Source organism: Planctomicrobium mucosum, from assembly GCF_051466335.1.
Taxonomy (GTDB): Bacteria; Planctomycetota; Planctomycetia; order Planctomycetales; family Planctomycetaceae; genus Planctomicrobium.
Map to the genome: position 1 here is coordinate 1,927,502 of NZ_CP195793.1, position 15,476 is coordinate 1,942,977.

7 protein-coding genes are annotated in these 15,476 nt (G+C 52.6%); 1 reads left to right on the top strand and 6 read right to left on the bottom strand.

Annotation, left to right across the window (positions count from 1 at the left end):
• The first annotated feature begins 110 nt into the window (after window positions 1-110).
• A complete protein-coding gene (locus SH668x_RS07835) occupies window positions 111-8,066 on the top strand; it encodes a hypothetical protein (protein WP_437188137.1) in 7,956 nt (2,651 codons plus the stop codon).
• A gap of 37 nt (window positions 8,067-8,103) precedes the next feature.
• Here the strand turns inward: SH668x_RS07835 and SH668x_RS07840 are convergent, their stop codons facing one another.
• The 6 genes from SH668x_RS07840 to lysS form a co-directional block, all read right to left on the bottom strand.
• Window positions 8,104-8,493, bottom strand: a complete 390-nt coding sequence (locus SH668x_RS07840; protein WP_437188138.1) for a hypothetical protein — start codon at window positions 8,491-8,493, stop codon at window positions 8,104-8,106.
• Window positions 8,494-9,268: 775 nt separating this feature from the next.
• The gene (gene folP, locus SH668x_RS07845) at window positions 9,269-10,150 is read right to left on the bottom strand and encodes a dihydropteroate synthase (protein WP_437188139.1); all 882 of its coding nucleotides are present in this window, start codon (window positions 10,148-10,150) and stop codon (window positions 9,269-9,271) included.
• A 59-nt stretch (window positions 10,151-10,209) separates the two neighbouring features.
• The gene (locus tag SH668x_RS07850; protein ID WP_437188140.1) at window positions 10,210-11,397 is read right to left on the bottom strand and encodes a M20/M25/M40 family metallo-hydrolase; all 1,188 of its coding nucleotides are present in this window, start codon (window positions 11,395-11,397) and stop codon (window positions 10,210-10,212) included.
• A gap of 128 nt (window positions 11,398-11,525) precedes the next feature.
• The gene (locus SH668x_RS07855) at window positions 11,526-13,100 is read right to left on the bottom strand and encodes an MFS transporter (RefSeq protein ID WP_437188141.1); all 1,575 of its coding nucleotides are present in this window, start codon (window positions 13,098-13,100) and stop codon (window positions 11,526-11,528) included.
• A 304-nt stretch (window positions 13,101-13,404) separates the two neighbouring features.
• On the bottom strand, window positions 13,405-13,635 hold the full coding sequence (gene csrA / locus SH668x_RS07860; RefSeq protein ID WP_437188142.1) for a carbon storage regulator CsrA: 231 nt from the start codon (window positions 13,633-13,635) through the stop codon (window positions 13,405-13,407).
• 231 nt (window positions 13,636-13,866) lie between these two features.
• Window positions 13,867-15,441 (bottom strand): lysine--tRNA ligase, encoded by a 1,575-nt coding sequence (lysS, locus tag SH668x_RS07865; protein ID WP_437188143.1) that lies wholly within the window; start codon window positions 15,439-15,441, stop codon window positions 13,867-13,869.
• Between the last annotated feature and the right edge of the window lie 35 nt (window positions 15,442-15,476).

Sequence of the window (15,476 nt, forward strand, 5' to 3'; positions counted from 1 at the left end):
AAGAGATTACGGTTGTTCCTCAAACGGGAACACCGGCAGCTACACGGAATCGCATGCACCTTTTTGATCGACAGCATGTGACCAGAACTGGGATGCTCAGAGGCCCGCTCATGCCAACTCGCATTTTTACTCTGATTCTTGCAGCCATCCTGAACTGGTCCGCTGTTTCTGCACTTGCGGACGGGGAACCTGCGACTTCGGTGCCTCCTGCCGCAGCGGTCCCATTGGATTTAGAGAACCTCCAACATCTCTTCGTCCCGTCTCGAGAATTGGGAGTGATTTTCGAGCAAGATCGTCCCGGGGCTGTCATGCCCCTGGCGGAATTCAACGAGCTACTCGAGAAAGCGAAGAGTACCCAGAGTGATCCCGGTGTGCCTCCTCTCCCCTCAGTGACCAGCAAAGCTCACTATCAATGCAACCTTGATGGAGATGTGCTGAATGCTGTCGTTGAGGTGGAAATTCGGACGCTCGTTCCGCATCAGACATGTGATCTGCAGGTCGGAAAATGGCAGATTTCGTCAGCTCGTATTGGAGATGAACAGGCGATCGTCACACGAACCGGAGAAGGCCTGAAAGACTTACGCGTATTTTTCGCAACCCCCGGAAAGCACGTCGTCCGGCTGGAGATGTCGACCAATATGATGAGCAAGGGGAATTCGCAGGTTCGATCTGTTTCATTGATCCAGGCTGCGGCTTCCAGCTTTGAAGTAACAATTCCAGCTCAGCGATCTCTCATCGTGAATCAACGGGAGTTGAAGCGGCCGGCCGAGAATAATCTCCCTGCCACCTATCAGCTTGCAGTCGGAAAATGGAAAGAGATGGAATTGCTCGTCACAACCAGTGAAAAGCTCTCCACCACCGATAGTCTGACGTTCGCCAGTACTGCTTATGGACTCCGCGTGGAACCGGGTGAAATCAGTTGGACAGCACGGACGTTGCTTCAGGTTTACGGTCAGCAGATCGACCGGCTCGTCTGCTGGATTCCTCATTCGCTCGAGATCACACACGTCGACTCTCCGGGACTGGATTCCTGGGAGCTCGCTGATGACCCGGAAAAGCCAGAGCACTTCAAGTTGACACTCCATTTCAATCTGGGCTTCAAGGGTGACCGCGAAATCCAGTTCAAGGGAGTGACCTCCAACAATCCCGGGGAACCGTGGCGTGTTGCTGATCTGGTGATTGCCGAGGTGACTTCACATGTTGGCATCGTCAGCGTGGGACACTCTCCAGCGGTTCGTATTCAGACACAGGTCGAAACCGGCGTGCGTCCAGCGATCCCCACGCCGCAGCTTGTCGAACGTGCTGTGGAATTTGGTCCGGAGCATCTCTTTTTCGAAGTGTGGCAACAGGATTTTGATCTCCAGTTCACGACCTCCCTGAAGGATCAGCGGGTGCAGGCAGCGATTACGAATTTACTGTCGATCGAAACTGAAGGATTACGTCTCTCGACAATCGTGAGTTTGCAGACTCAGCAAATTCCTTTGTTCGAAGCAAGAGTTGTGGTCCCTGCAGATTTTCAAATGACCTCTGCGCTGCGAGATGGGTCGCCGATTCTTTGGGAGGTCATCCCATCGGATGCGGGGCAGAATGAGATCCGATTGAAACTTGATCCGACACTTACGCCCGGACAGTCGACCACTCTCATGTTAACTCTCCAGAATCTGCCAACTGGTTGGCCGGTCGAAGCGACCCCGATCACCGTTGGAATCCCGGTGATTCGCATGCCCATTACGGACATGGTGGAAGGGCAACTGGTCGTCGCCTCGCCTGCGGAACTGGATGTCGTTCCGCAGAATTTGGTTGGGCTCCATCCTGCAAGTCAGAATGAGTTAAACGCACTCCAATTGAAACTGCAGGAAAGCGGGCAGACCTTACGGCAAGGGTTCAATTACCAGAATACGGAATATCAGGGGCAGTTGCAGATCTCCAGAAAGCAGACGCTATTCACGACTCGCTCATTGATCTTCTTTCGTGTTGATCGGGAATCAGTCTTCACACGTTTGGAATCGACGCTGAATCTGACCGGTGGAGGACTTCGAGAACTCACGCTGCAATTGAGTGAATCAGCTCCGTTGTCCACCCGCTTCCTCTTAAGTGTCGGTTCCGCAGGGACCGAAGCAGCTCAGATCGTTGAACAGCTCCCCGGTGAGGTCGCGAATGGGATGAGGTCCTGGGTTCTGAAATTCGACCGACATCTTCAAGGAGAGTATCTACTGACGACTCAGGTCGAGCTGAACCGCGGGAGCGAGGCGACGTTCAGCCCGGTTAAGATTCTGTTCCCGCAAGCGAATGCCCAGATTGGCTTCCTGGCGATTGAAGGGCCAACCGATGAGCAAGTCTCGATTGTTGCTCAATCTCAAACGGGGCAGGCTCTCGTTCCGGTCGATCCGGTCGATTTTCCGAAAGGAAGATATCAGCCACGAGAACGAGTCGTTGCTGGATTTCAGTCGCCTCGTCCAGACTGGAACGTCACACTCTCAACCACTCAATTTGCGAGAGAAGCGATTCCCGGCGCGATTGCTCAGACAGCGATGATCAAAAGCGTGCTCGGCGCCGGTGGGGAGTTTCAGACCCACGCAACATACTCGTTTACTGCATTTGGAATGCAAAGTCTGCTGATTGAACTGCCAGAAGCGGCGGTTCTCTGGTCAACAAAACTGGATCAGCAGACGATTGAAGCCCGCAAAATGGGGAATCGCGTGCAAATCCCTCTCGCTGGCCTCAACCCGCAACAGCAACACGAACTGACTGTCATTTACTCCGTCGATGGTCTTCCGCTGCAGGAACGCGGAGAAATTCGGGCTGTTCCCCCGCTGTTACTGTGTATTTCGGGCGATGGAAAAACCCAGCCGCTCCCAGTGATGGGGCATCAGTGGACGCTGCATTACCCCGACGACACGATCCTCATTCACAGTGCAGGGCGATTCTCTCCCCGAACAGGAGCTTGGGATCAGACATGGCTGCAGACTCTCAGTCATCTTCAATTTGCTCCTCGTCTCAGTCGAATCAGCTCCGGAATTGGATTGCTAATTGGTGCGCTCTTGATTTGGGGGGCCGTCGCCTTCCGACGACGTTCTCGAGTCATCTTGATGGGGACGGCTTTTGTTGCGATCGTCATTATGATTGTTGCTCCAGCCGTTTGGATCGTCTCTCGCATTCAGAATCCGAGGATGTCTCTATCGCGTCCAATTCCGGCGACGCCATTTGAAATTGATCAGAGCAAGAATTCCGACGTCTCTTTATTTGAGCGGAAAGATCAGCCTCAGCCGGGGTTCCCGATGGTTGAAAAGCCTGCAGCCTCTTCCCCGGTGCCAGCAGCTCAACCCACAGATGGGACGGATTCAGATGGGACGGATTCGATGGGCTCTGCGATACGGTCCGAGCAATCGGATGCTGACATTTCCGCAGTACCATATTCGCGCAATCCGATCACGTTTGAACGAAATTCGCCCAGTGGTCCTCCTTCTCCTGATGATGGTCCTTCGGTTTCACAATCTGATTTGGCCCCGGGTTCTGGTTTCGTGGCTCCAGCCGACAAGTCAGGGGTTGATCAACTCGCTCGAAACCGGTTCTCAACCGGAGGTCTACTTTCGATGAATCTGGATCTGGAAGTCCCTCTGAATACGAAGTCGAAGGAGTTTCAGTACTACGGCAATTCTGCCGGTGGACAACCTGTCGACCTGCAAGTCGCCTACGCGAATCGGACGACATGCGAAATGCTGTTCTTCTTGATCATTTCGGGGAGCGTGCTACTTGGATGGTGGATAAGAAGGACATCGTGGAGAGTGAAGTCGCTGTTCCTGTTCTTCTTTGTTGTACTGCCGGTCTCACTCCTCGGCATCGTCAACCTTGGTGTTGCGATTGTACTTCAGGGATTCATTATCGGTGGATTGCTCTCCCTGCTCATTTGGGGACTGTTTAGCTGCGTGCAGTGCTGCTCCAATCTTCGAGTGGACTCCGGCCGAATCGCGCGTGGATTCCTTGGGGCCCGACTCTGGATTGCCGGTTTAGCCATGGTGAGCGGGGCATCCGGCGTCATGGCACAAGATGTGGTCCCGCCCGCATCGGTTCCATTTGTCGTCATTCCGTATGAATCGATTGATCAGATACCAGACGCCAATCGCGTTTATGTGCCGGCTGCACTCTACAAACAGCTTTGGGAGGCTGCACACCCTGAAGATCAGACTCCTGCCGACCCTGCCGTGGCTTGTGTCATTGTTGATGCTGATCACAATCTTACTTTTGAGCCACAGGGAGATTTGCACAATCTCGCTGCTACATCCCGGTTTGTTGTGATGAATTTTACGAGTCGACCTCAAACGGTTCGGTTTCCACTGCAGACGAATCGGCTGCAGGAAGTGCTCGTCGATGGCGAGCCCGCACTTCTGAAATCGCTGGATGATCAGTCGACTGGTGTCGTGATTCCGACTGCAGGGATTCACATCGTCGACGCGAAAGCGATGCTCAAAGGAAATGTGAAGGTTCAACAGGATCTTTGCGAGTTCGTGACAATTCCGGGGATCATCGGTCGCTGCGTGATCGAGTTCCCATTTGACCGACCAGACTTCACTCTGACGGTCGCATCGGGGCAGATTGGAGTTCAGAAGAAGATTGAAGACGGCAAGCTACAGTTCAGTTTCCCTGTCGATAGCGACCTTGTGTTGCGTAATGGTCTTTCTGTGATCAACCTTGCATGGGCAGATCAAAACGACGCTCCCGACAAATCTGCAAAATTCCAGTCAGTAACGAATATCGAGACGCTGATTGAAGATGCAGGGATTCGCCAGTTTTATCGGGTGACACTCAAACTTCGTTCATCTGGCGAATTCTCCCCCAGATTCAAAATCCCTGATGGACTCGGAATTCGTGAGATTTCCGGGGATAACATCGATAACTGGGTGATCGAAACAGCGGACGGAGAACGCTATCTCAAGATTAATCTGAACACCGCTGTAGTCTCCGCCGGGACAACATTGACGGTCAATCTGGAGTGCTATCAAAGTCATCTGCTTCCTCCTGAAGGGGGAGCAATGGATCTGCGATTCGCGACATTGCTCCAGGCGGAATATGAGTCGGGGCAGGTCGCCGTTGCAGCTGCAGATTCATTGCGACTGCGGTTGGCCGAATCGCAGAACCTCCAACAAATCGACGTCATTCAGCTAGATTCCCTGAAGGAAGGGGGCGTGCAGAAGTTCTCTCAAAATCCGCAGCTGGCGTTCAAGTTCAATGCTCAGCCGATCGCATTGCGGTTTGACGTGACTCGACGAGACGCAGAACTTCAGGCCACGATTGAACACGGAGTCAATATCGGGAGAAGGAAGACCACAATCGCCAGCCGGATCCTGCTGAACCTGACCGTCGCTCCGCAGCGGTTGTTGCAATTCGAAATTCCCGAAGGCTATTTGACGATGGATGTCGTCTGTCCTAATGCCATCGATTGGTACGTCATCAAGTCGAGTGGAAAATCTCGCCTTGTGATTGAACTGAATCAGCCTCAGTTGGGGACAATCGAGATTGGTCTGGAAGGACACCTCATCAAAAATCCTCAGGATCCTTCGTTCACCGTCGATCTCCCTCGACCATTGGGGGCCAATCGGTTTGCCCGAAGTGTTGGTGTCTGGGTTGATGAGCTTTATCAGCCATCCTTGCGACAAGCGGGGAATTGGCGATCGGTGAATCAGACACAATTGCCGGAGACGATTCGTCAGCTACGCCCACTTCCTCCTCAATTCGCATTTCAGTCGAATGAGGGAACGACACCTTTGGAGTTTCAGCTCAACCGAAATGCTCCGGAATTCGTTGCGGATGCCGGGGTGCTGATGGCTGTGGGCGATTTCACAGTCGATTATGGTCTGACGCTGCAATGGAAAATTTCTAATGCAGCTGCCGATCAATTCATTTTCAACGTCCCCAGCTGGTTGGGAAATCTGGAGTTTACTGGTCCTGGAATCAGGCAAATTCAGTCTGAGGCAATCGATGGTGGACGTACCCGCTGGACAATCTCGTTGATTGATGCGGTCCGAGATCAATATCTGATCACAGCAGCCGCGACGATCGCCTCACCAACGGATTTGACGGTTCGAACTCCACGGATCGAATTCGAAACATTGAGCGAAGTCGGGGTGTCGACCGTACTCGGGACACAGCGGCAATTCGCCGTGTTGGTGAATCTCTCCCAACAGCAATTGAGTCCTGTAGACGTCTCGCAAATTGAATCGGTCACTCCAGAACAATTGTCATTAGCGATGTCTCCACAACTTGTGCAGCAGGCAATGCAAATCGTTCGGGTTCGCGATGACAAAGTTCCTGCCTGGACAATCCAGCAAATGGAACAAGCGGTTGGTGCTCAGGCAATTATTCCGTCCTGTTCGTTAACAACAGTCTTGCAGATGGACGGCAGTTGGCGCACGCAGGCGATTTATGGTGTCCGGAATCGTGGCCGTCAGTTCATGGCGATCCAAATTCCAAGTGGATCGGAACTGCTGTCCGTGTTTGTGCGGGAACAGCCTGCTCGAGCAGTAGTGACAACGCTGGGGGCGGAGACGATTCACCTGATTGCACTCCCTCAGACGAGCGCTGCGGATCTTTCATTTGATGTGAAAATTCAGATTGCAGGTCAGCTGGACGAATGGCTCCCAAGGCCACGGAATCTGTTGGGAAGAAAACTCTCCATTCCCGTTCCACGAGTCGTGACGACAGCAGAGTCTCCAGAGTATGGGCTCACTGTCGCGCAAACCATCTGGTCGGTGCATGTGCCAGATGAACTCGACGCCTATCCTGTCGAGCGCAAGGGAATGACGAATGTCACATTTCACCGTGGAGAAGGGACTTCGCTGATTGTCGACCAAAGTCTGAATCGACTCGTCAGCGATATCGCAGAAATGAAGCGGATCGTCGTTGATCAACGCACCACATGGACACGTCGACAGCAGGTTCAGTTGAACCTGGTTGAACTGCAGGAAAAGTTGGATTCGTATAGCTCATTTGGATCGGCGAGCTATGAGGAGGCCGCAGAGCATAATTACTTCAACGGGAGTCTTTACGGGAAGAAGCTCAGCGACGCTCGAAAGGAACTCGAGTCAATTGAAGTCGATAACGAAAGAAAACTGAATGAAGCGAATACCCATCAGTCCGTTACTAAGTCCTTTCAACAAGGGAATCGAGCGTTCATTGAAATCAACAATGGAATACTGATGCAGGCGAACACCTTGCAGCAAGGGCAGCTAGGTTCAGGGCGAGATGAACCGACATTGAACTTTTATCAATCCGGGGATGCACGTCGACAGTCGGGAATTGGAAAGAAATCCCAAGAAGAAAGTGAATCCAGAAGCCGCCTCAAGTCACAAATCCAATCTCAACAATACCTCGGGATTGAAACTAAGAGTCTTCGGGAAGAGTATTCGGACCAGCTCGCTTACCCCAACCAAGATTCTGCTCAGAAAGAGATGCAGCAGCAATCGAACCAGCAAAACTGGAACGGTAGCGACGGCATGCCTTTGAGCGGGGATATGGCCGGAGCCATGGGGGGGATGGGCGCCATGAGCTTGGGTGGCGGCATGGGAGGCGGCATGGGGGGATATGGAATTCCTGGGCGAGATGGTGCGATGAATGAGGGGCCATCCAATACTCCTGTGAGCGATTCGTCCCCAGGGGAACGCGGTGCAAGAACGACTGTCGCCCTACCGACGTCGTCGCAAGGACTTTCAGTCGCATTGTCCCTTCCTGTTACTGGTCAGGAACTGACGTTTAGTAAGCCGGGAGGCAATCCAGAATTGATTCTCTCGGTGCGCCCCAAACAAGCGATCACTTTCGCATACGGAGCAGTATGGGGGGCAGTGGCCTTGATCGTCGGCATCTGCCTATTGAGATACCTGTTCAGAAATCCAACGTGGTGGAAGTTCGCGAATGCGTTCTGCTTCCTCGGAGTGGTGATTGGGGTGATCGGCTTTCTCTATCTCCCCGCGGAACTCTGGTTGCTCGGCGTTTTTGTGATTGCAGTCTCACTACTCGTCAAGCTGTATGTGAGCCTTGCGGATAAGTCTTCAACAGTCGTCCCATCACCATAGTTTCCGTGAGTCCTCCAATGGCCCCATCACCAGAAGGTCAGCTGTGAGCGTGGGGCCGATGAATGTTGAACCATTTTCCGCAGTAGGTGCATTGAATATCGCCCAGTGGTGACACAGTGGACTCTTTGTCGAGTTTTGCCGAGCAGTGTTCGCAATGGTAGCGGGGAGATTGTGATTGCCCCCCGTGGGGCATGGCAGGCTGTGAAGAAGCTGGCGACTGACTGACAATCCGCATTGAATTCGCGATCATTCCCACTGTGACGCTGATGGCACAAATCCCAATCCAAGTCCCCACGATTTTAAAGAACACGTGAACGGGACCGAACACCCCCGACCAAATAAATACAATGAGAGTGGTACTCAGTCCCAGAACTGCCACGATAAACGGGATAACAGTCAGTAGGTGCAGTTTAGGTGATTGTCTCATCGCAGATTCATCTCGATTTCTGGTACGGACGTCTGGATATTTCTCTGAGTGAATCCTGACAGGCGGCAATGCAAACGATTCCCATGAGCTTAGCTTATTGGTTGAGAAACGCTTGAATTCACACGCTTGCGGATACGTCTTCTTCTTTGATTCGATGGTCTTTTAAGGCTTCGCCAAGCGTGAATCGCATTCCGTACAGCAGCGACATCATGGACTCGAATGAAGTCTGCCCACTGAAAGATCAGCTCATGTGTCGGGGCTGGTGAATGTTAAACCATTTGCCGCAGAAGGTGCATTTTACGTCGCCCAATGGAGAGACTTCTGCATCCTTGTCGAGATTGCCTGAGCAATGGGCACAACGGTAGTTCAATTCTCTTTGGCTCTCGGGAGTGCTTTTCTGGCGAAGGATGTCAGAAAATTTATTCGAAAATCCTGCCGCGTGAACTGCAATCGCAAGCGATAGGAAGATGAAGAAGCTCCCAACACAAGTGGACATGATTCGAAAGATGAAATCTTCGTTGCGAAGTAGCCCATTGCTGAGTGGTACCGACCACGAAAACCAAATGAGGCACACTCCGGCCGCCAGGAAGGGGATCAGTGGTAGAATGTGAAAAAATTTAGGCAGCTTGGGCGTGTCCTTCATCTTAGCTCCGTTTCAAGTGCTGACGCAGACTGAAGTGATCTCAGATGAACGATTCTGGTTCTTCAAGAGGCCAAATTAATCGCCGTGAGAGATCGATTTGGTGGAAAAACGCTTCCGAGTACTTCTTCTCCTTCAGGCTGTCCCACGTTGGAGGCTTCGCCACGCTTGAATCGCATCGCGAACAGCAGCCACATCATGGACACGAATGAGATCGGCCCGCTGTTGAGCCAAGGCAATCGACACTCCGATTGTTCCCGCAAGGCGTTCATCAACCGGCCGGTTTAGGAGCGATTTCAGAAAGCCCTTGCGTGAATGACCAATTAAAACCGGACGTCCGAACCTTCGGAATTCAGCGACGTGGGTCAGCAACTCCAGATTGTGCTGCGCCGTCTTTCCGAAGCCAATTCCGGGGTCAACCATCATTCGTTCTGGGGAAATTCCGCGTTCTGCCAGGGTCTCGCAACGTGTCCTCAACCAATCCCGAACTTCAGTCACGACCTCGTCGTACTGAGGGTTCAGCTGCATCGTTTTCGGGGTCCCCTGAGTGTGCATCAGGATGACTCCGCAATTGCTCTCCGCACAAACCTTCGGCATCTCGGCATCAAATGTGAGACCGGAGATGTCGTTGACGATCGCTGCACCAGCTTCCAATGCGGCCTTGGCGACTGCTGCTTTCGTCGTGTCGATCGAGATGGGAACCTCGGTCCTGCCTGCGAGTTGCTCTATGACTGGAACAACTCGCGACAACTCTTCGTCTACACTAATGAAGTCGGAACCGGGACGGGTCGACTCCCCGCCAATATCGAGAACATCTGCTCCTGCTTCGGCGAGCTTCAATGCATGGTCCACTGCAGCGGTTGTTTCATTCCAGCTTCCGCCATCCGAAAAACTATCCGGAGTGACATTCACGATCCCCATGATTCGGGTGACATCCCCCATACTCCATGTTGTCTGGTTGAATCGCCAGATTCGAAGTTCATCGCTGGGAGTGGAGAGGGGGTTCTGAAGGTTCATGGAGACCGTGCCACGATTTGGAGATAGAGAAGTCGATGACGCAAATGGAGCGGCTCGCATCAGCTTGTTGCAATGAGCAACGCGATTCGGCACGCATTCAGGTAAGCGTCGATGTCGAGCACTTCGTTAACCGTATGAATTCCTGATTGACCGCAACCAAGGGTGACCGTCGGCAGTCCGTGTGCGAACATCCAGTTGGCATCGAGTCCGCCGTTACTGATCCTGGTTTTCGGTTCCAAACCAATCTGTTCAATCGCAGCTTTGGCGGTTTGGACCACTTCGGAGTCTTCCGGGATACGGAACGATTCGTATTTGTGCATCGCTTCGAACTGGACGCTCCCGCGTTTCCCTTCGCTGTTCTTCAACTCCCTGGCAGCCTTCAAGAACGCTTTTCGATAGGCGTCAACGATCTTGGCACGGAATGCGGAATCATGACTGCGAGCTTCTGCCTTCAGGAGAACATGGTCAGTGACAACGTTGGTCGCGTCTCCACCTTTGATCACGCCGATGTTACTGGTGCCGGATTTCTTTCCCTTCGTGACCTGACCAAACCAGCCATCTGCCACGAGTGATGAAATTGCATTGGCTGCGATGGCAATCGCGCTGACTCCGAGTTCGGGATGGGCACCCGCGTGGCTGGCCAGCCCGGTGATCTCGATCACGATTCCGTCATCGCCTGTCGCTCCAATCGTGGTGAGTTCAGCAGGGCCACCATCCCAGTTGAATCCGTACTTCGGCTTGCCAAGTTTGCTGATGTTGACGTGACGAGCACCAACAAGACCGATCTCTTCCTGGACAGCCCACAGGAACGTCAGTGGGGGATGGGGGAGTTTGTGCTTGTGGATCAACTTGAGCGTATTGAGGATCGTGGCTGCCCCGGAGCGGTCGTCACCACCGAGTGCAGTCTTCGGGTTCTTGGAACGAATCAGATTCCCCTCACGGACAGGTTCGCAGCCAACGCAGAGCGGCACCGTGTCGATGTGTGCCATTAACAGCTTGCGAGGCCCTTTTTTCGTTCCCGGAAGTTTGACGATCAGATTGCCAACTTCCCCGCCGATGGGGCTCTTCTTGTTGGCTGTGTCAAATTGAATGAGCGACTCTGCGACGCCGGCGGATTGAAGTTCCTTGACGATAACGTTCGCGATTGCCCCTTCCTCACCACTTTTTCCGGAGATCGGGAGCATCTGCATGACCAGATCGACAGCGGATTCATCAACGTAGGAAGTCAGTTCAACGGCGGTGCTCATGGATGCTTTTTCATTGATCAAAACAAAACGACCCTCGGAGAATGAAATTTCCCCGAAGGTCGTTTTATAAAATTGGTCAGCGTCATGAAATGTCGAATGAAAAATCGACAGAGTTCATGCTGGCTGTCTTACGATTCTGCCGTTCCGAGAGCTTCAGGGGATTCTTCGATTCGAACCACCTTGTATCCACCAGCCAGGCGGAATCCGATTAATAGGATCAGATAGCAACCAGCCATAATCGCTGGGACCATCGAAGTACTTAGAAGAGCCTGCTTTCCACCGACCACGCCCGCTTCTTTCACCAGCGGTTTGTCGGCGTCCACTGTGGTTGAAGCATTCGTCCACCATTCTGCGAGTTTTTCATGATTCGCATCGGTGCGATTTTCAGCTTTGAGTAGTTCAGTCACACGTTTGATTTCTTTGCCGTCGTCATCCAGTGCCGCGACTTTCGCACCGTCGAGGCCGGTCGTCTTCATTCCCATGAATGAACTTTGGTTCTCTGCACGGTACCGTTCGAATGTTGTTTCGGACTTCGAGCGAAGTTCAGTCGACGCGTAGTGGTCCTGCTGGAAGCCGATTGCAGGTCCGCCAAGGAGACCTGCTGACAACATTCCAACGCCTCCCAGAAGTCCGATACCAACCGCGCCCCCTTTAGGGTACCGCTCAGACGCGACAGCCAGCATTGTTGGCCATAGGAATGTTTTTCCACACGCGTAGACAGTCGCTGCAATGACGCAGGCTGTGACTGTGGCTGCATTTCCGAGTAGCTGAAGCCCAGCAAAACCGAGTAAAGCACTGACCAGCAGAAGGCCCAACGGCGAAATACGGTGAACGATTGGACCTGCAACAAATCGTAGCACGAACATCAACATCGAGGTGTAAACAAACAGTGCCAGTCCGCTTGCTGGGCTTCCCATGATTGAGCCTGTGATCTTTGAGATCCAGGAGTCTGTTCCGAGTTCGACGTATCCAACCATCGCATGGATCACGATCAGGAACAGGAAGAGCGGAGCGGCCAAGCTTTTGATCATCTGGCCGACATCGAGACCTGCTTCGGCTGCTTCTGATTTCGGGAATTTCTGACCGAGAAGCATCACTCCATAGATGATCACGGGAATCAGGAAGAGTGACATTTGGATCTTCCAGCTCACCGCCTCCTTGATGATTTCCCCGTTCGTTCCAATCTGTCCGGACATGAAGTAGGACGCGAGTCCACCGAGAACGAGACCAGCAGGCCAGCCCGCGTGAAGGATATTCAGGTAATGAGTTTGGGCTTTCGGGAAAAGCGTTGCAGTCAACGGGTTCACAACCGCTTCACACAGTCCATTCCCGATTGAGAAAATCAGCATGGCCGCGACGAGACAGTAATATGCTGCGTCTTTGCCAGCAGCTTGGAATGCGTAGGTGGCGCTCAGAGTGAGAACAGCCGAAATGAAATGCAATACAAACGCCGTCACCATGATTTTGCCATAGCCGATTTTGTCGGCGAACAGCGATGTGAGAATGATCACCAATCCGAATCCGACGAGGCCACCCCCGGTGATTCCGCCCAATTCCGTCATCGTAAAACCAAACTCTTTGGCCCATTGTCCGAGGATACCACCTCGAACTGAGAAGCCGACACCGGCGGCAAGAATGGCCATAAATCCGGCATAGAGTAAACGATGCGCGTTCGGCGCGATTGGCTGCGAGTCATTCTTCATGAGCGGCTCTCCAGGATGTTTTCGGGGCAGAAAAACAAAGTCGGGATCAGTGCCGAGTAACAGCAACCGACGTCAACGGGAGTGAGCCACGTATCAGTGCGCAGGCCACTCTCACCTCAAAATATCGAATTTATTCGATAAAGGATGAGTGATCCTATCGACCGACGTTTAATTTTTCTACGCTCAAGCAGCGTCGATGCCAAAGAAACTCATTGAGAAAATGAGCAAAGGCAGAGAATTTCATGCAGACAACAGCGCACTGCAAAATCCGACAGTGCATCGTCAGATCACTATACCGGGACAACTATTCCGCCGGCGGAGCGTCTCCCCGCAATGCTGGTTCCGATTGGATAGCAGCACGCTCTGCAGCTGCCGCTCGGGCCAAGGCATCGTAAACTTCACTGCGGTGAATCGCGACGTCCCGCGGCGCTTCGATACCCAGGCGGACCTTGTCCCCACGGATTTCGATGACCGTAACGACAATCTGGTCGTCGATTACAATGCTCTCGTTCTTCTTGCGCGAGAGGACCAACATTTTGATACCTCGGATCGATTTGACATCCCGTCGAGAAGAGAAAACGGAAGTGGTCGTTTTTTAATCCTAAGTTCCCCGAGAGTCGGCAGAACCTCTCTTTTCTCACTTGACATAATAGAAGCGAGTATTTAGTGAGTCAACGAGGGAATCGGCAAGATTTGCCGAATTGTTAAATGGGAGACAGACTTAGAGCAAAATGGATTTTTCTCCAAGTCTGTCTCTGAAATCCGGCTATTCCTTCTCGGTCTTCTTATCTCCCTTGGTAGCAATGGTTTCCGGGCGAAGGAGAGGGAAGTAAATGACGTCGCCGATTTTGCGGCTGTCCGTCAAAAGCATCACCAATCGGTCGATTCCGATTCCTAATCCACCGGCTGGCGGCATCCCGACTTTCAGTGCGGAGACGAAATCGCGATCCATTTTTGCCATGGAATCTTCTTCGGAGAGACCGCTCAATTGAGTCATGAAGAGGTCTTCCTGAAGTTTGGGGTCGTTCAATTCGGTGTAGGCATTCGCCAACTCCATTCCATGAACGAATAACTCAAACCGCTCTGCAATCTCGGCGTTTCCTTGCTTTCGCTTTGTCAAAGGACAAAGTGAAGCAGGGTAGTCGATCACGAAAACCGGTCCGACCAAAGCATCTTCCACACAGGCTTCGAAGACTTCACTGATGATGACGTCAGGATGTGCCTGACCGGCATCCATCAGTTTGATGAAGTCCCCTTTGATTTTGCCAGTCTTGGCGAGTTCGCGAGCCTTGGCTGCAACTGCAGGGGCATCATGCATCTCGCAACCAGCATTCTCCTTGAAAAGATCGCCGTACTTGCGACGTGGCCAAGGGGACGTGAAGTCGATCTGGAGTTCTCCCCACGGGAGGACCAGACGTTCTGGCTCCTCGTAATTTTCTTCTGAGATTCCACTGAGGATCGCCTTTTCTCGAAGAACCAGGCGGGCGGCATCGGTAATGATGGCTTCTGAGACATCCATCATCGTTTCGTAATTGCCGTATGCCTGGTACAGCTCGATCATGGTGAATTCCGGGTTGTGAGTCGCATCGACCCCCTCGTTCCGGAAAACTCGTCCAATCTCGTAGACCCGTTCGATTCCACCGACCATCAGTCGCTTCAGGTGCAGTTCCAGCGCAATTCGCAGAAAGAGAGGGATGTCCAATGCGTTGTGGTGCGTTGTAAACGGCCGTGCGGCCGCTCCCCCTGCGATGGCGTGCAGAACCGGAGTTTCGACCTCAACGAAGTTTCGCTTCGCCAGAGTTGTTCGAATGGAGTTCAAAATCTTACTGCGAAGTAATAGCTTGTCCCGAACTCCGTCCGTGTAGATCAGGTCGAGTTCGCGGTGTCGCAACAGGGTTTCAACGTCGGTGAGCCCGTGGTGCTTTTCAGGTGGCTGAGTCAACGACTTACAAAGGATCGTGAGTTCCGAAACTGCGACGGAGACTTCGCCCGTGTCGGTACGCTTGAGAGAACCATCGATACCGATGAGGTCTCCCAGGTCGAGTTGACTCATCAACTCCCATTGTGCTTCGGTAAGATCCCCACGTGAGAACAGCAACTGGATCTTGCCCGAGGAATCTTCGATGTCCAGGAATCGCAACTTGCCAGCCTTACGGCGAAGCATGATTCGTCCTGCGACTCGAGTCGATTCTCCAAGAACTCCGTTCTCGGAAGGTGCCCGCGAGCGCGCTGTTCGAATGGGGACATGATTCTCGAACAGCTGACCAAACGGGTCGTGTCCGAGTTCTACAATCTTCTCTAACTTGTCGATACGAGCTTGTTCGAAACGATCGGGCTTCATAATGAAAACAAATCAATAAAAAGGTTCGGAGTGAG